Annotated in this window: 11 protein-coding genes; 9 read left to right on the top strand and 2 right to left on the bottom strand. The window is 67.5% G+C overall.

The window, feature by feature from the left end:
- Window positions 1-108 precede the first annotated feature (108 nt).
- Genes P8T11_RS04820 through P8T11_RS04800 form a run of 5 tightly spaced genes read left to right on the top strand, consistent with a single transcriptional unit; the run spans window position 109 to window position 4,984 of the window.
- The gene (locus P8T11_RS04820) at window positions 109-873 is read left to right on the top strand and encodes an endonuclease/exonuclease/phosphatase family protein (RefSeq protein ID WP_268078010.1); all 765 of its coding nucleotides are present in this window, start codon (window positions 109-111) and stop codon (window positions 871-873) included.
- Complete coding sequence (gene clsB / locus P8T11_RS04815) at window positions 870-2,075, top strand: cardiolipin synthase ClsB (RefSeq protein WP_268078011.1); 1,206 nt, start codon at window positions 870-872, stop codon at window positions 2,073-2,075. Before P8T11_RS04820 ends, clsB begins: the two co-directional genes overlap by 4 nt.
- Window positions 2,072-3,076 carry a lysylphosphatidylglycerol synthase domain-containing protein gene (locus P8T11_RS04810; protein ID WP_268078012.1) on the top strand — a complete coding sequence of 335 codons (1,005 nt, stop codon included), beginning with the start codon at window positions 2,072-2,074 and terminating at the stop codon, window positions 3,074-3,076. Before clsB ends, P8T11_RS04810 begins: the two co-directional genes overlap by 4 nt.
- Window positions 3,073-4,242, top strand: coding sequence for a DUF3182 family protein (locus tag P8T11_RS04805; protein WP_268078013.1), 1,170 nt, complete (start codon window positions 3,073-3,075; stop codon window positions 4,240-4,242). The genes P8T11_RS04810 and P8T11_RS04805 overlap by 4 nt, the downstream gene beginning before the upstream one ends.
- Window positions 4,226-4,984 (top strand): alpha/beta hydrolase family protein, encoded by a 759-nt coding sequence (locus tag P8T11_RS04800; protein WP_050444847.1) that lies wholly within the window; start codon window positions 4,226-4,228, stop codon window positions 4,982-4,984. Before P8T11_RS04805 ends, P8T11_RS04800 begins: the two co-directional genes overlap by 17 nt.
- Before the next feature lie 46 nt (window positions 4,985-5,030).
- Here P8T11_RS04800 and P8T11_RS04795 read toward each other — a convergent pair whose 3' ends face one another.
- Both P8T11_RS04795 and P8T11_RS04790 read right to left on the bottom strand, forming a co-directional pair.
- Entirely contained in the window at window positions 5,031-5,429 is a 399-nt protein-coding gene (locus P8T11_RS04795) for a PRC-barrel domain-containing protein (RefSeq protein ID WP_268078014.1), read from the bottom strand.
- Window positions 5,430-5,511: 82 nt separating this feature from the next.
- A complete protein-coding gene (locus tag P8T11_RS04790) occupies window positions 5,512-7,281 on the bottom strand; it encodes a thiamine pyrophosphate-requiring protein (protein WP_268078015.1) in 1,770 nt (589 codons plus the stop codon).
- A 316-nt stretch (window positions 7,282-7,597) separates the two neighbouring features.
- Here P8T11_RS04790 and glgA point away from each other — a divergent pair, with 316 nt between their 5' ends.
- The 4 genes from glgA to glgB are packed head-to-tail and all read left to right on the top strand — an operon-like array spanning window position 7,598 to window position 18,065.
- Window positions 7,598-9,193 carry a glycogen synthase GlgA gene (gene glgA / locus P8T11_RS04785; protein WP_268078016.1) on the top strand — a complete coding sequence of 532 codons (1,596 nt, stop codon included), beginning with the start codon at window positions 7,598-7,600 and terminating at the stop codon, window positions 9,191-9,193.
- A 14-nt stretch (window positions 9,194-9,207) separates the two neighbouring features.
- On the top strand, window positions 9,208-12,426 hold the full coding sequence (locus P8T11_RS04780; RefSeq protein ID WP_268078017.1) for an alpha-1,4-glucan--maltose-1-phosphate maltosyltransferase: 3,219 nt from the start codon (window positions 9,208-9,210) through the stop codon (window positions 12,424-12,426).
- An 18-nt stretch (window positions 12,427-12,444) separates the two neighbouring features.
- Window positions 12,445-15,837, top strand: coding sequence for a maltose alpha-D-glucosyltransferase (gene treS, locus P8T11_RS04775; protein ID WP_268078018.1), 3,393 nt, complete (start codon window positions 12,445-12,447; stop codon window positions 15,835-15,837).
- Entirely contained in the window at window positions 15,834-18,065 is a 2,232-nt protein-coding gene (gene glgB, locus P8T11_RS04770; protein ID WP_268078019.1) for a 1,4-alpha-glucan branching protein GlgB, read from the top strand. The genes treS and glgB overlap by 4 nt, the downstream gene beginning before the upstream one ends.
- The last annotated feature ends 4 nt before the right edge of the window (window positions 18,066-18,069 follow it).

Genomic DNA, 18,069 nt, shown 5'->3' with positions numbered 1-18,069 from the left:
CTACCGCTACACGCTCCGCCACGCCTTCCCCCAATGAAATCGGCCCCAGGCTTCGGCTCAGGCACGAAACTTGCGCAGGGTTGCGGACCCATTTCCCCCGGAGAGTCCATGCCCGTCCCGACCGACGAATCCCACCGGCGCTTGACGGTACTGACCGTCAATACCCACAAGGGATTCACCAGCTTCAATCGGCGCTTCATGCTGCACGACCTGCGCGAGGCGCTACGCACGGCGGCGCCGGATGTGGTGTTCCTGCAGGAAGTCCTGGGCGAACACCAGGCGCATGCCGAACGCCACGAGGCCTGGCCCGCGCTGTCGCAATATGAATTCCTGGCCGACACGCTGTGGTCGGACTACGCCTACGGACGCAACGCGGTGTACCCGGCGGGCCATCATGGCAACGCGATCCTGTCGCGCTACCCCATCGAGCGCTACGAAAACCACGATGTCAGCGTGCACGGGCACGAAGGCCGTGGCCTGCTGCATTGCGTGCTGCGCGTGCCGGGCGACGCCCCCGTGCATGCCATCTGCGTCCACCTGGGCCTGCTGGAGCGCCATCGCGGCCAGCAGCTCGGCCGTCTATGCGAACTGGTCGCGCGCGAGGTGCCCGACGATGAACCCCTGTTGATTGCGGGCGATTTCAACGACTGGCGCCTGAACGCCAACCGCTTCATGGCCAACTGCGGCGCGCAGGAGGTCTTCACCACGCGCCTGGGCCGCCCGGCCCGCACCTTTCCCGCGCGCTGGCCGCTGCTGCGGCTGGACCGCATTTATGTGCGCAACGTGCGCGATTGGCGGCCCGTTCCGCAGGCCTCGCGCGTGTGGTCGCGCCTGTCGGACCATGTGCCGCTGTCAGCGGAGATCGCACTATGAGCGCCGTTGACTTGGGATGGCGGGAAGGCAACCGCTACACGCTGCTGGAAAACGGCGAGGCCTATTTCCCCGCCGTGAACGAGGCCATCGACTCGGCCAAGCAGGAAGTGCTGCTTGAAACCTTCATCCTGTTCGACGACAAGGTCGGGCAGGCTCTGCAGAAAACCTTGATTGCCGCCGCCCGGCGCGGGGTCAGCGTGGATGTGCTGGTGGACGGCTACGGCTCGGACCAGCTCAGCCAGGAATTCATTGGCGCCATGACCGAAAGCGGCGTGCGCTTCCATATCTTCGACCCCCGCCCCCGCCTGCTGGGCGTGCGCACCAATGTATTTCGCCGCATGCACCGCAAGATCGTCGCGGTGGATGGCGTGTGCGCGCTGATCGGCGGCATCAACTTTTCGGCGGACCACCTGGCGGACTTCGGCCCCGAAGCCAAACAGGACTACGCGGTGCGGGTGGACGGCCCGCTGGCGGCGGACCTGGCCGACTATGCCCGTTCCGCCCTGGGCAGCCGCAAGCGCCCGCGCCGCTGGCGCCGCCCCGCCGCCGCGTCCGTACCCGAGGGCAACGGCGGCGGCCGCCTGGTCGTGCGCGACAACAACGGCCACACCACCGACATCGAACGCTACTACCGCGCCGGCCTGCGCGCCGCCAAGCGCGACGTGCTGATCGCCAACGCCTATTTCTTTCCCGGCTACCACCTGCTGCGCGACCTGACCAAGGCAGCGCGCCGGGGCGTGCGCGTGCGCCTGCTGCTGCAAGGCGAGCCCGACATGCTGGTGGCGCGCCTGGCCGCCACCATGCTGTATGACTACTTGAAAAACGCCGGCGTCGAGATCTACGAATACTGCAAGCGGCCGCTGCACGGCAAGGTGGCTTGCGTGGACGATGACTGGTGCACGGTGGGCTCCAGCAACCTGGACCCGTTAAGCCTGGCTCTGAACCTGGAAGCCAACGTGGTGGTGCGCGACACCTCGCTGAACCAGGCCCTGCGGGACAGCCTGGACCGCCTTATTGAGAATGACTGCAAAACCGTGCCTTTCAGCCCCAAGTCCACGCGCGCGCTGCGGCGCTTCTGGGTGGGCGTGGTGGTGTTTCACTTTCTGCGGCGCTTTCCGGCCTGGGCTGGCTCCCTGCCGGCGCACAAGCCGCGCCTGCAAACCATCAAGCCGCCTGAACCCGGCGAAAGCGAGGCAGCATGAGGGTTTACCGAACGACGTTCATGCGCTCTTTGCGCCACCGCTGGCCGCGCATCAAGAAGGTACTGCCCTGGGTGGTGCTGGCGGTCGTGGCCGTGCTGCTGTTCTATTTCGGTCGCTCGGTGGATTGGCCCAAGGTCTGGCAGGCAATGCGCAGCATTCCCGGCGAATCCATCCTGATGGCGAGCGGTCTGGTGGTGTTGGGCTATCTGAGCTATGGCGCGCTGGACCTGCTGGGCCGCCGCTACACCGGGCACAAGCTGGGCTGGCCCAGTGTGATGGGCATCGCGATGGTGAGCTACGCCCTGAATCTCAGCCTGGGAGTGCTGGTCGGCGGCCTGGGCGCGCGCCTGCGCCTGTACGCCAGGCTGGGTTGCCGTAAATCAGTGGCGACGCGCGTGGCCATCTTTTCGGCCGCATCCAACTGGATCGGCTATGCCTGGGTGGCGGGCGTGGTGTTCGTGAGCGGCGCGTTGAAGGTGCCGCAAGGCTGGGACGTGGGCAACGGTGTGCTGCGGCTGATCGGCGCCGGTCTGCTGACGGTGGGCATCGCCTACGTATGGCTGTGTGCCCGCGCGAGCCGCCGCTCGGCCACCTTGATGGGCCAGCGGGTCACCTTGCCGCGCGCGCGCATGGCGCTGCTGCAAGTTCTGTTCGCCGGACTGTCATGGATGTTCATGGGCGCGGTGGCCTATGTATTGCTGCAAGGCAAGGCGCCGTACCCGCTGGTGCTGGGCATCCTGCTGTGCGCGAGTTTTGCGGCGGTGCTGACGCGCGTGCCAGGCGGGCTGGGCACCACCGAAGCCATCTTCGTGGCCGTGCTGGCCCCGCGCATGCCGTATTCCGAAGCGCTGGGCGCCGCCCTGGCCTACCGCGCCTGCTACGCCTTGGCCCCCATGTGCCTGGCCTTGGCCGCTTTTCCGCTTTTCGAAGCCCGCGCCGCGTGGCGCAAGCGTCACGCGCCGGCCGACCAGGAACACAACTTGCTTCACCCGCCCTCATGAAACGCATCCCATCCCCAAGTGAAGCCGATGGCGAATCCGAGCTGGTGGTGGCCTACCCCCGCCGCGCCAACGCCTCTGAACACGAGGTGGCGTCGCAAGAAGCGATGGCCGTCCGCCTGGCGGCCTTGTTGGGACGCCGCTTTGAACCCGACTTCCGACCCAGCCGGCGCCGCGACGAACCGCCGCCCTACTACGTGCCCGACCGCACCATCATCGGCCCCATCCGCGCGGCCCGCCTGGGCATCACGCGCGCCGCCGACCTGTACGGCGGCGTCGCCCCGCATTCCTTCGTGGCAGGCAAGGCCATCACCCATGGGCTCGTCAGCCCGCAGGCCAAGGCGCCCAAGGCCTGGGTGGCGGACCTGGCGGACGCACTGCGCGAGGTGGTGCTGACGGGCTACACCGTCTTCACGCCCGCCGACGCCGAGGCCGCCGGACTGCAACTGCTGAAAACCGGGCCGCTGCGCGTCAAACCCACCGACGCCACGGCGGGCCGCGGCCAGAAAGTGGCCCGCAATGCCGAGGAACTGCGCGCGGCGCTGGAAGAACAATCGCCGCTGGCCATGCGCCGGCTGGGCCTGGTGCTGGAAGAAGACCTGGAAGGCGTGTCCACCTACAGCGTCGGCTGGGCGCGGGTAGGAAAAATGGAAGTCGCGTATGTGGGCACCCAATCGCTCACGCCCGACAACCGGGGCAGCTCGGTCTATGGCGGCTCGGTGCTACGCGTGGCGCGCGGCGGATTCGACAATCTGCGCGCATTGGATCTCACCGACCTGGAACGCCAAGCCGTGGCCATGGCCTGCCATTACGACACGGCGGTGTCCACCGCCTACCCGCAGTTGTTCGCCTCGCGCCGCAATTACGATGTGGCGTTCGGCACCAATAGCGCGGGGCAAGCGCGGGCCGGTGTGCTGGAGCAGTCCTGGCGGGCGGGCGGCGCCAGTCTGGCGGAGCTTGCCGCGATGCAGGCCTTTGCGCTGTCGCCGTCGCTGGCGTCGGTGCGTGCCGCCACCCGCGAACGCTACGGGCCGAATCACGTGCTGCCCATTGCGCAGCATCTGGTCTTTCATGGCGAAGATTCGGCGGTGGGCCACATCAGCAAGTCCGCCGCCGTGCTGGAAGGCCCGGACGGCTGGACAGAGGACAGCCATGGCCGCGCACAGTGATCCCATCGCCCTGTCGGTGGACGGCCAGGTGCTGGACGGCACGTTCCTGACGCCCGAGAACAAGGTGCCCGGCGTCCTGTTCATCCATGGTTGGGGCGGCAGCCAGGAATTCGACCTGTCGCGCGCCAAGGGCATTGCGGCATTGGGCTGCGTCTGCCTGACGTTCGACCTGCGCGGCCATGCGGCCACGCGTGAGCAGCAATTACAAGTGACGCGCGAAGACAACCTGCGCGACGTGATGGCGGCCTACGACCTGCTGGCCACCCATCCGTCGCTGGATTCCGGATCGGTCGCGGTGGTGGGCAGCAGCTATGGCGGTTACCTGGCCGCGCTGCTGAGCGGGCTGCGCCGCGTGCGCTGGCTGGCGCTGCACGTGCCCGCCCTGTACCGCGACGAAGAATGGCTGCTGCCGAAAAACCAGTTGAACCGCGAAACGCTGCGCGCCTATCGCAACACCTACGTGGCGCCGGAAACCAACCGCGCCCTGAAGGCCTGCGCCGAATTCAGCGGGGATGTGTTGATCGTGGAAGCCGAGCACGACACCTTCATTCCGCATTCCACGATCATGAGCTACCGCTCGGCCTTCCGCCGCTCGCATTCGATGACCCATCGCATCATCGACGGCGCCGACCACGCGCTGACGGAAAAATCCGCGCAGCGGGCCTATACCTCGGTGTTGGTGAACTGGGTGACTGAAATGGTGACCGGCGCGCGGATGGGGGATCCGCGGCCGGTGCCTTGATGGCAGCGGCCGCCCAAGCCATGCGGTGACGGCCCGGGCGGGTGGCTTACCAGTAGATATCCTGCTTGTAATACGTGTGCAGGTTGCGCGCCCAGGTCTCGTCGGCCATGCTGGGCCAGTTGTCCTTGTCAAAGCCCGGCGCGTTCTTCAGCGTTTCTTCGTCGATGTCCAGCACGAAGCACTTGCGATCGGTGTCCAGCGTGAGCGCCGCCCACGGAATCGCGAACAGCTTGTCGCCGATGCCCATCACGCCACCGCGCGACAGCACCGCATAGGCCACGCGGCCCCGGGGCACGTCGATCATGATTTCCTTGATGGACCCGAGTTCATCGCCCGCCGAGTTGTAGACGTCGTTGCCTTCCAGCGTGCTTGCGGCCATGACTTCGGGGCCGGGACCGCCGGGGCTGCTCTTGGGGCCGCCCACGATGTTGGTTTGAGTTTCCATGCTTTATCTCCTATGCCAAACATCCGTTCAGCGTGTTGGTGGTAGGACCCCTTTGTCCGCAAACGCCGTGCCCGCCGCGTGATCAGCTTGCCCACCATTGCTTGATGGTGGCGCGCAGCGCGGCAGCGCCCGTGGCCAGATCTTCCTTGCGCAACGCCGCCATGTAGGCCGCCACCTGCTTGACCGGGATGTGCGGCGGCATGGGCGGCACTTCGGGGTCGGTCACCACTTCCAGCACCGTGGGCCGGCCCGCGCTCAGCGCGCGGTCCCAGGCGGCACCGACGTCGTCGGGCTCGGTCACGCGGATGCCCTCCAGGCCCAACATGCGCCCGTAATCCGCGTATGAGAATGGCGGCAGCCATTGCGAATCCGCGAAGCGCGGGTCGCCCCCCATCACGCGCTGCTCCCACGTGACCATGTTCAGGTCGCCGTTGTTCAGCACCAGCACCACCAGCGTCGGGTCGGCCCAGTCCTTCCAGCGGTGCGCAATGGTGATCAGTTCGTTGATGCCCAGCATCTGCATCGCGCCGTCGCCCACCAGCGCCACCACCGGCCGCCCCGGATGGGCCAGCTTGGCCGCCAGGGCATACGGCACACCGCAGCCCATGCTGGCCAGGCCGCCCGATACCGACCCCATCATGCCCTCGCGCAACTGCACGTCGCGCGCGTACCAACTGGCGGCCGAACCGGAATCGCAGGTCAGGATGCAGTGCTCCGGCAAGCGGCGGGACAGCTCCAGGAACGGGCGTTGGGGGTTGACGCCCTTGGCCTTGACCATGGCGCGGGCTTCCACGGTTTCGCGCCAGCGCGACACCCGCTTTTCAATGCCCTTCAACCAGCGGTCGGACGGCTTGGTCTCCAGCTTGGGCAGCAAGGCCTGCAAGGTCAGGCGGGCATCGCCCACCAGGCCAGCTTCCACCGGATAGCGCAGGCTGAGCTTGCGGCCGTCCACGTCGATCTGCACCGCGCGCGCCTGCCCTTCCTTGGGCAGGAACTCGGCATACGGAAACGACGTGCCCACCATCAGCAGCGTGTCGCACTCGTTCATCATTTCCCAACTGGGTTGCGTGCCCAGCAAGCCGATGGCGCCCGTCACATAGGGCAGCGCGTCGGGCACCACGGCCTTGCCCAGCAAGGCCTTGGCCACGCCGGCGCCCAGCCGTTCGGCCACGGCGCGCACCTCGTCGCCGGCATCCAGCGCGCCCGCGCCCACCAGCATCGCCACGCGCTCACCCTGGTTCAGGATGGCGGCGGCGTTATCCAGCGCGGCTTCCGGCGGCACGGCGGCGTGGGAGGTCAGGCCGATGCCGGTATGCACCGTGCCATGCTCGCGCGGCGGCGCCTCCACCGCTTCCAGGTCCTGCACGTCGTTGGGAAAGATCAGGCAGGTGACGCCGCGCCGTTCCATGGCGATACGCATGGCGCGGTCCACCATGTGGCGCGCCTGAAGCGGCGACGTCACCATGTGTACAAAGTCATGCGCCACGTCCTTGAAGAGGCTGACCAGGTCCACCTCCTGCTGGTAATCGCCACCCAGCGCGCTGCGCGCCTGCTGGCCCACGATGGCGACGACCGGCTGGTGGTCCATCTTTGCGTCATACAGGCCATTGAGCAGATGGATGGCGCCCGGCCCCGAGGTGGCCATGCACACGCCGACCTGGCCCGTGAACTTGGCATGGGCGCAGGCCATGAAGGCCGCGCCCTCTTCGTGGCGTGCCTGGACGAATTCCAGCTCCTGGTTCTTGCCAAACGCGCCGATCAGGCCGTTGATGCCATCGCCGGGATAGCCGAACACACGCTGCACGCCCCATTCGCCCAGGCGGGCGAGCACAAAATCGGAAACGGTTTTCAAGTTGGCGCTCCTTATCGTCGGTCGGGTCTTGGAACCGGCTTGCCGGTTCGCTGCAAAACAGAACCCGATCGCGCCGCAATCGCCATGCCCGACCTTACGGCCGGCCCCCGAATGCGGCCTCGCAAGGCGTCCGCCAGACGCAATTTGTTGCACTGCTCCCAAATTTACAAACGCCAGCAACAACGACGCGCCGCGCCCGCCAAGCCCGCGCCCACCCTCGCTGCATCGCCTTGGGCACGCTACTTGCGCATAAGAAGGCCTTACGGAATCGGGCCCACTTTTTCAGCGGCCCTCCGACCTACCCGGAGCAACAAGCATGGCGACGACAATACTCATAGTGGCTGCCGAAGCATTCCCCTTGGCAAAGACCGGGGGCTTGGGCGATGCAATCACCGGCATGGCGCGGGCGCTGATCCAGCGCGGCGTACCCGCCACCGTCCTGCTACCCGCCTACCGTGGCGCAGCCAAGCGCCTGGAAGGCGTGCACGAGGTAGCGCGCCTGGAAGACCTGCCGGGCGGCGATGCCCGCCTGTTGGCCGGGGTGTGCCCCGCGTCCGAACTGCCCTTCCTGCTGCTGGAAAACGATGCGCTCTATGACCGCGCCGGTCTGTATGTAGACGAAGACGGCCAGGAACACCCCGATAACGGCCTGCGCTATGCCGCGCTGTCGCACGCCGCCGTGCGTATTGCGCGCGGTCTGCCGGGGCTTGCGCGCCCCGATGTGGTGCATGCGCACGATTGGCACGCGGCGCTGACCCCCATGTTGATGCGTCAGGCGGGCCTGGACGACGTGAAATCCGTGCTGACCATCCACAACATGGCATTCCAAGGCCAGTTCCCGCTAGAGGATGCCGCAGCCTATGGCATTGCCCCCGCCTTCCGTGGCGAGCACGCCAGCGTGGCCTGGAACAAGCTGAACTTCATGAAGGCCGGCATTGCCCACGCTGACCGCGTCACCACCGTCAGCCACACTTATGCCCGCGAGATCCTGACCCCCGCCTTCGGTTGCGGCCTGGACGGCTTGCTGCGCGAGCGCGCCGCTGACCTGATCGCCATTCCGAACGGCATCGACACCGTGCTGTGGGACCCGGCGCGCGACCCGCATCTGGGCCCGCTGCGCTACACCGCCGCCGATCTCGCCAACAAGCGGCTGTGCAAGACCGTGCTGCAACGCGAATTCGGCCTGGCCGCCGACGCGCAAGCCAGCTTGGTGGTGATGGGCAGCCGCCTGACCGACCAGAAGATGGCCGACGTGGCCGCCGAAGCCTTGCCACGCGCCCTGGATACCTACCCGGACATGCAGGTCGCCATCCTGGGCCAGGGCGACCGCCGCCTGGAAGCCGCGCTGAAGGCACTGGCGGACCGCTATCCGCAGCGCTGCGCCACCCGCATTGGCTACAACGAGGCGGGCGCGCATCGCCTGCACGCCGGGGGCGACATCCTGCTGCACGGCAGCCGTTTCGAACCGTTTGGCCTGACGCCGCTGTACGCCATGCGCTACGGCACCGTGCCGATCGGGTCGCGCGTGGGCGGCATGGCCGACACCATTGAAGACCCGGGCACCGACGTCCCGCTGACGGCGATGGCCTTCGCCAACGGCCTGCTGTTTGACGGCGACCACCCTGACGCCATGGCCGATGCCTTGTCGCGCGCCATGCATCTGCGCCGGCACCCGACCCTGTGGCGCGCCATGCAGCGCAACGCCATGAGCACCGACTTCAGTTGGCAGCGCGCGGTGGGCTCGTACGAGGAATTGCTTCAAGCCCTGACCGGGCGCGTGGGCGCGGACGCCGAGGGCACCGCAGAAGAAGCCGCCGCGCAATCCGCCACCGCGTCCTCAGCCGACCACCCTGCCGACACGCGCCAGCGGCGCACGCGGCAGGCGCGTGGCTCCATGCCCATGCCCATCTGACAAGGCGAATGCCCATGGCTGCTGCTTCGACGCCCGTCCCCTCTTTGCCCGCCGCGCTGCGCATCTGCCACGCGCCCCTGGGTTTGCCGGACGGCGCGCCGGCGGCAGGCGAACCCGCCACGCTGCAAGCCCGGCTGGCCCGCATCCAGCAGGCCGGCTTCAATGCCGTGCTGATCCCGCCGCCCTGGCTGCGGCCGGCCGATGCGCGCACGCTGGCGCCCATCAATGCCGACCTGAGCCCTAACGGCGACGGCACCGAGCCCATCACCGACCGCCTTGACCGGCTGGCGCGCGCCGCCACGGCGCAAGGCCTGATGCTGATGCTGCGAGTGGTGCTGGACCGCGTAGCAGTCGACGCCAGCACCGCCACCGCGCAGCCCGGCTGGTATCACGCGCCGCCTGACGACCCCGCCCGCGACCCGCGCCTGCCGCTCAGCACCTGGGGCGTCATGGCGTTGAACCGGGACCCGCCACCGGAATTCGCGCAAGCCTGGGCCGCGCGGCTCGCGCGCTGGGCCGACGTGGGCGTGGCCGGCTTTGTCTTTGAAACTCCGCAGGCGCTGCCCGCCGCAAGCTGGCGCGACCTGTTGGCCCCGCTGCGCGACCACGCCACCCCGCCACGCTGCCTGGCCTGGACCCCGGGCCTGACCCAACCGCAACTGGAAGCGCTGCGCGAGGCCGGCTTCGACGGCGTGTTTTCGTCCTTGCCGTGGTGGGACTACAAGTCCGCCTGGCTCGCCGACGAAGCCGCGCGGCTGCAACGGGTAGCGCCCGTGCTGGCCAGCACCCAGCCGCTGGAAGGCCATGCGCCGAACCGGCCAGACGCCGACAGGCGCGCCGCCTGGGCCGCCGCCTTCACCGCGAATGGCTGGATGGCGAACGAGTCCGACATCGACGCGTCGGGCCCGGCACCAGACATCAACCAATGGCTAAGCAGCCGCGACCTGCCCACGGGCCTGCCTCGCGTGCTGGGTGGCCGCGATGGCCGCGCCACGCTGATCCTGCGCGACACTGCCAACGGCGCAACGGCCGTACTGGCCCTGAACCCCGCCGACGCTGCCCCGGCCCACATCGATTGGGATGCCGTCGCCCCCAGCCTGCCGCCTGGCGACATCCTGCCGCAACGCATGACGGATGCGTCCGTGCTGGTTGGCGACACGCTGCCGCCCGGCGACTGCCAACTGCTGACCGTGGCCCCCATGCCGCCCGTGCGCGAGGCCTCGCGCCATCCTGGCCCACGCACCGAAGGCGGGGCCGGCCTGCGCGTGGCCATCGAAAGCGTATCGCCCGCCGTGGACGATGGCGCGCATCCCGTGAAGTGCACGGTGCATGAGCGCATTACCGTGCAAGCCGACCTGTTGATGGATGGGCATGATCGCATCGCCGGCGAAGTGCGATGGCGCGCCGCCGACGAAGCCAACTGGAAGCGCACGCCGCTGACACTGCTGTCCAACGACCGCTGGCAGGCGAGCTTTCGACCGCGCCGGATCGGGCCGCACGAATTCCAGGTGGCGGCGTGGTTTGACGTCTGGCAGACCTATCACCACGACCTTGAAGTCAAGCACCAGGCGGGCCTGGCGCTACAGCTTGAAGTGGCCGAAGGCATGCAGCTGCTGCGCGAAGCCGACAAACGCGCCAGCCAGCACGCCTACCCCGCCGACAGCGTGGCCGTGGTCAAGCAGGCGTTGAAGGCCTTGCCCGACCCGAAGGCGGGCACGGAACCCACCGACGCGCACATCGCGCTGTTGCTCAGCCCCGAGCTGGCCGCCGCCATGCGCGACCTGGACGCCCGCCCCTTTGAAACCCTGACGCCCGCCCCCTACCCGGTCTGGGTCGACCGGCCACAAGCCTGCCATAGCGCCTGGTACGAACTGTTCCCGCGCTCGCAAGCGCGCGAGCCCGGCCGCCACGGCACCTTTGACGACGTAATCGAACGCCTGCCCGATATCCAGGAAATGGGCTTCGACGTGCTGTACCTGCCGCCCATCCATCCCATAGGCCTGAGCAACCGCAAGGGGCGCAACAACGCGCTGACCGCCGGCCCGGACGATGTGGGCAGCCCGTATGCGATAGGCTCGCCCGATGGGGGGCACGACGCCATCGAACCCAGGCTGGGCACGCTGCCGGACTTTCTGCGCCTGGTGCGCGCGGCGCAGGACCATGGCCTGGAAATGGCGCTGGACTTCGCCATTCAGTGTTCGCCCGACCACCCCTGGTTGAAGCAGCATCCCGATTGGTTCTCGTGGCGCCCGGACGGGTCGCTGCGCTATGCCGAGAACCCGCCGAAGAAATACCAGGACATCGTCAACGTGTCGTTCTATGGCGGCCCGCCGCGCCGCGCGCGCAAGCTGGCGTTGTGGCGCGCGCTGCGCGACGTGGTGCTGTTCTGGGTGGACAACGGAGTGCGCATTTTCCGGGTGGACAACCCGCACACCAAGCCGCTGCCCTTCTGGCAATGGCTGATTGCCGAAGTGCATGGGCAGCACCCCGACGTACTGTTCCTGTCCGAAGCCTTTACCAAGCCCAAGATGATGTATCGGCTGGCCAAGGTGGGCTTCACGCAGTCGTACACCTACTTCACCTGGCGCAATGACCGCGCCGAATTGCAGTCGTACCTGGAAGAAATCTCGCACCCGCCCCCGGCAGATTTCTTCCGGCCGCACTTCTTCGTGAACACGCCCGACATCAACCCGGTGTTCTTGCAGACTTCGGGCCGCCCTGGCTTCTTGATCCGGGCCGCGCTGGCCGCCATGGGCTCGGGGCTGTGGGGCGTCTATAGCGGCTTTGAACTGTGCGAGGCCGCGCCGGTGCCGGGCAAAGAGGAATACCTGGATTCCGAAAAGTACGAGCTGCGCCAGCGCGACTGGCGCCAGCCCGGCAACATCCGCGCCGAGATCGCGCGCCTGAACCAGATCCGCCGCGCCAACCCCGCGCTGCAAACGCATCGCGGGCTGACGGCGGTGCCCAGCGGCAACGACCGCGTGCTGGCCTTTGTGAAGGCCACGCCCGGCATGGGCAATGTGGTGCTTACCGCCATCAGCCTGGACCCTTTCCACCCGCAGACCATGCATCTGGCGGTGCCGTTCTGGCTATTCGGCGAGGACCGGCCCGCCCACCTTGAAGTCGAAGACCTGCTGACGGACAGCCGCGACACCTGGCGCGACGCGACGCGCACCGTGACGCTGTCCCCCGACCAACCCTATCGCGTCTGGCGCCTGTCCCTGCATGGTTGACCGCGCCCGGAGCCCACAATGATCAGTGAAACCCAGCCCCAGAAAGATGACGGTCTTTGGTACAAGGACGCCGTCATCTACCAGTTGCATGTGAAGTCGTTCTTCGACTCGAACGACGATGGGGTGGGCGACGTCCCCGGCCTGATCATGAAGCTGGACTACATCGCCAGCCTGGGCGTGAACACGATCTGGCTGCTGCCGTTCTACCCGTCGCCACGGCGCGACGACGGCTATGACATTGCCGACTACCGGGGCGTGCACCCCGACTACGGCACCGTGGCCGACGTGCGCAAGCTGATCCGCGAGGCACACGCGCGCGGCTTGCGCGTCATTACCGAACTGGTGGTCAACCATACGTCGGACCAGCACCGCTGGTTTCAGCGGGCGCGCACCTCGCGCCCCGGTTCGGCGGCGCGCAATTTCTACGTGTGGTCGGACAACGACAAGGCCTATGCCGGCACCCGCATCATTTTTTGCGACACGGAAAAGTCCAACTGGACCTGGGACCCTGAAGCCAACGCCTACTTCTGGCATCGCTTCTATTCGCATCAACCCGACCTGAACTACGACAACCCGCAGGTGCTGAAGGAAGTGCTGTCGGTAATGCGCTATTGGCTGGACATGGGCGTGGACGGGCTGCGCCTGGACGCCGTGCCGTATCTGGTGGAACGCGAAGGCACCAACAACGAGAACCTGCCCGAGACCCATCAGGTGCTGAAACAGATACGCGCGGTGATCGACCAGGAATATCCCAACCGCCTGCTGCTGGCCGAAGCCAACCAATGGCCCGAGGACGCGCAGGAATATTTCGGCACCGGCGACGAATGCCATATGTCGTTCCACTTTCCGCTGATGCCGCGCATGTACATGGCCATTGCGCAGGAAGACCGCTTTCCCATCACCGACATCATCCGGCAGACGCCGGACATACCCGACACCTGCCAATGGGCCATCTTCCTGCGCAACCATGACGAGCTGACGCTGGAAATGGTGACCAGCCGCGAACGCGACTATCTGTGGAGCGTCTACGCCGCCGACACGCGCGCCCGCATCAACCTGGGCATCCGCCGCCGCCTGGCCCCCTTGCTGGAACGCGACCGCCGCCGGGTTGAACTGATGAACAGCCTGCTCTTGTCGATGCCCGGCACGCCGGTGCTGTATTACGGCGACGAACTGGGCATGGGCGACAACGTGCACCTGGGCGACCGCGACGGCGTACGCACGCCCATGCAATGGTCGCCCGACCGCAACGGCGGTTTCTCGCGCGCCGACCCCGAGCGCCTGCCGCTGCCCGTGTTGATGGGGCCGCTGTACGGCTACGAGGCCGTCAACGTCGAGGCCCAGCAGCGCGACCCGCATTCCTTGCTGAACTGGACGCGTCGCATGCTGGCGCAGCGCCGCCAGACCCACGCTTTCGGCCGGGGCACGCTGCGCTTCATCCAGCCTGGCAACCGCAAGATTCTGGCCTACCTGCGCCAATGGAACGACACCATCATCCTGTGCGTGGCCAACCTGTCGAACGCGGCGCAGCCCGTGGAATTGCCGCTGCAAGCGTTCAGCGGCCGCGTGCCGGTGGAAATGCTGGGCGGCACCCCGTTCCCGGCCATCGGTGAACTGCCTTATCTGCTGACGCTGCCGCCGTATGGCTTTTACTGGATGGACCTGAGCGCCGACGCCGCCCCGCCGGGCTGGCACGCCAGCGCGCCCGAGCAGATGCCCGAGCTGACGACCCTGGTCTTGAAGTCACGCGGCGGCGCGGCGTTGACGGATGCCTCGCGCAGCACGCTGGAAAAGGAAGTGCTGCCCGAGTACCTGGCGCGCCAACGCTGGTTTCCGGGGTCGAAGGCGCCGTCGCGCGCCCGGCTGGCCTACGCCACGCCCTTCAAGGCCAATGGCGGCGAATACTACTGGGCCGAAGTGGAACCCGAGGATGGCGGCAGCGGCCAGGATGCCGACAACGCCAACGCGGCGGGCCATCCCCTGCGCGTCCAGGCTCCCTTCGTTCTGGTCTGGGATGAAACCGCGCAGGTGCAATACCCCATTGCACGCGTCCGCCGGGGCGCGGAAGTCGGCACGCTGGCAGACGCCTTCCTGCAACCCGGCTTCGTGCTGGGCGTGGTCGATGCCTTGCGCGCCAGCCAGGCCCTGGACGGACGCGACGGCGGCAAACCCGGCGACAAGCCCGGCGTCATCCGCTGCGTGCCTGAACCCGCCCTGGCCGACCTGGACTTCGGCGAGGAACCCGCGCTGCAATGGATCAGCGCGGAACAGTCCAATAGTTCCGTCATCGTTGGCGGGCAAGCCATCCTGAAACTGATCCGCAACGTCCAGCCCGGCATATCGCCCGAAGTGGAAATATCACGCCACCTGACGCGCGCGGGCTACGCCAACATTCCCGCCCTGCTGGGCGAGGTGCTGCGCGAAGACGCCGACGGCGTACCGCACACGCTGGCCGTGCTGCACGCCTTCGTCACCAATGAGGGCGACGCCTGGACCTGGACGCTGGACACCCTGAAACGCACGCTGGGCGCCGCGCTGCTGGGCGGCCACAGCCCCGAGGAATTCGAAGCCAGCCTGGAAGGCTATACCTTCATGGCCACCACGATTGGCCGCCGCCTGGCCGAGCTGCACAACGCGCTGGCCCAGGACTCGGACGACCCTGCCTTTCCCGTCCATACCGCCACAACGGAAGATGCGCAGGCACACGCCGCGCGCATCATCGCGCAACTGGATCGCGCCGAACAAGACCTGCGCGCCACGCAGGACCGACTGGAGCCGCCGTCCCACGCCTGCGCGCAATGGCTGTTTGAACATCATGGCCGCCTGGCCAAGCACGTGGACAGCATGGCGCAGGCGCTGACGGGCGCGCCGCTGATCCGGGTGCATGGCGACTTCCATCTGGGCCAGGTGCTGGTGGCGCAGACGGACGCTTACCTGATCGATTTTGAAGGCGAGCCCATTCAGACGCTGGAGACCCGCCGCACGATCACGACGCCTTACAAGGACGTGGCCGGCATGCTGCGTTCATTCGACTACGCCGCCGCGTCGGTGGCGCGCAGCGACCCGATGGGCGGCGCGCCCACGGACGCCAACACGGGCGGCGGCGATTCGTCGGCCGCCCCCGGCGTGCCGCAGGACCTGCGCGACACGCTGCTGGCGCGCTTTGGCTCGCGTGCCGCGGAAGCATTTTTGCTGGGCTACCAAGAGGCCGCCTCCACCAAGATTGCGCTGCCCCCCGCGCAAGAGAACACGCTGCTGAAGCTGGCGCAATTGGAAAAAGCCGCCTACGAAGTCAGCTACGAGGCCGCTCACCGCCCCGACTGGATCTCCATTCCGCTGTGCGCCCTGACCGAGTTGGCACGCGAACTCTTGCAAGATGCGGCGATCAGCGCCGAGGAACAATCACGATGAATCGTCATGACAACGGCGCCGTATCGCCGCCTTCCCCGCCGCCTTCTCCGCCGTCTTCTCCAGACGCAGGCCAGCTTGATGCGGCCAGCTTGCAGGCCTTGGCCAGCGGGCAGCACGCGGACCCGTTTTCGGTCCTGGGGCCGCACGAGGGCGTGGTGCGCGCGCTGGTGCCCGGCGCCCGCGCGGTCGTGGTCGTAACCGCCGACGGCACCCGCCTGCCGCTGCACGAACAAGCCCAGGGCCTGTACACCGGGGCCGTCCCAGACGCCCGGCCCGGCGACCCGGGCTCGTACCAATTGGCCATCCAATGGCCCGACACCGAACAATTGACGCCCGACCCTTACGCATTCGGCCCGGTGCTGTCCGACGCCGAACTTGCTGGCCTGGCCAGCGGCGACTGGCGCGCCGCCTTGTCCGTGCTGGGCGCGCGGCTGGACCAGATGGACGGCGTGCCCGGCCTGCGCTGCGCGGTCTGGGCGCCAAATGCGCGCCGCGTTGCGGTGGTGGGCGACTTCAATAGTTGGGACGGGCGCCGCCACCCCATGCGTCTGCGCCACGCGGCCGGCGTGTGGGAACTGTTCATTCCCGGCGTCATGGCGGGCGATTGCTACAAGTTCGCCATTACCGACAACGCGGGCGCCATCGTATTCAAGGCCGACCCGATGGCGCGCCGCGCCCAGCCCTCGCCGGCCACCGCTTCGGTCGTTGACGACCCCACCCCCTATTCCTGGACGGACGACGCATGGATGCGTTCACGCGCAGAGCGCCAAGCGCGCCACGCTCCCATTTCCATCTACGAAGTACACGCCGGCTCATGGCTCGCGCCCGACGCCGAGCGCTGCGTTTGGGACCAGCTCGCCGACAAGCTGCCCGCCTACGTGCAAGCCATGGGGTTCTCGCATGTGGAGCTGATGCCGATCATGGAATACCCCTTCGGCGGCTCCTGGGGATACCAACCCCTGGGTATGTTCGCGCCGTCCGCGCGCTTTGGTCCGCCCGCCGCCTTCGCCCGCTTCGTCGACCGCTGCCACGCCGCCGGTATCGGCGTCATTCTGGACTGGGTGCCCGCCCACTTTCCGAATGATGCCCACGGGCTGGCGCGCTTTGACGGCACGCCGCTCTACGAATACGCCGACCCGCGCGAAGGCTATCACCCCGACTGGAACACGCTGGTCTACAACCTGGGCCGCACCGAAGTCAAAGCCTTCATGATCGCCAGCGCCGTGCACTGGTTGCGGGAATTCCACATCGACGGGCTGCGGGTGGACGCGGTGGCCTCCATGCTCTACCGCGACTACAGCCGCCAACCCGGCGAATGGATCCCCAACGTACACGGCGGCCGCGAAAACCTGGAAGCGGTGGCCTTCCTGCGCGAGCTGAACAGCACGGTGCGTGAACAGGCGCCGGACGCCATCGTGGTGGCCGAAGAGTCCACCGCCTGGCCGGGCGTGACGGCCCCGGTGGCCGAGGGCGGCCTGGGCTTTCACTACAAATGGAACATGGGCTGGATGCACGACACGCTGCGCTACATGCACGAAGACCCGGTCCATCGCAAATACCATCATCACGACATCACCTTCGGCATGGCCTACGCCTATTCCGAACGCTTCATCCTGCCGCTCTCGCATGACGAGGTGGTGCACGGCAAGGGCTCGCTGCTGAACAAGATGCCGGGCGACACCGCCACCAAGCTGGCCAACCTGCGCGCCTACCTGGGCTTCATGTGGGCGCACCCCGGCAAGAAGCTGCTGTTCATGGGTGGTGAACTGGCCCAACCCGCCGAATGGAATCACGACGCCTCGCTGAACTGGAGCCTGCTTGACGACGCCGGCCACAAGGGCGTGCAGCGCCTGGTGGCCGACTTGAACCGCTTGTATCGCGAGGCGCCCGCGCTGCACGAACAAGACAACGAACCCGACGGCTTTGCCTGGCTGGTCATGGACGACGCCGACAACAGCGTGGCCGCCTTCCTGCGCCGGGGCCGTTCGTCCTTGATGGTGGCCGTCTGCAACTTCACTCCCGTCACCCGCCACGGCTACCGCGTCGGCGTGCCGCTGGGGGGCCGTTGGGTGGAATCGCTGAACACCGACGCCGGCTGGTATGGCGGCTCGGGCCAAGGCAACCAGGGCGCCGCGCAGTCCTCGGACCAAGCCGCCCATGGCCACGCCCAGTCGCTGTCGCTGACCTTGCCGCCGCTTGCCACCCTGTTCTTCACGCACCAAGGCTGAATCC

Source organism: Achromobacter spanius (assembly GCF_029637605.1).
Taxonomy (GTDB): Bacteria; Pseudomonadota; Gammaproteobacteria; order Burkholderiales; family Burkholderiaceae_B; genus Achromobacter; species Achromobacter spanius_E.
This window is presented reverse-complemented; position numbering and strand designations above follow the sequence as displayed.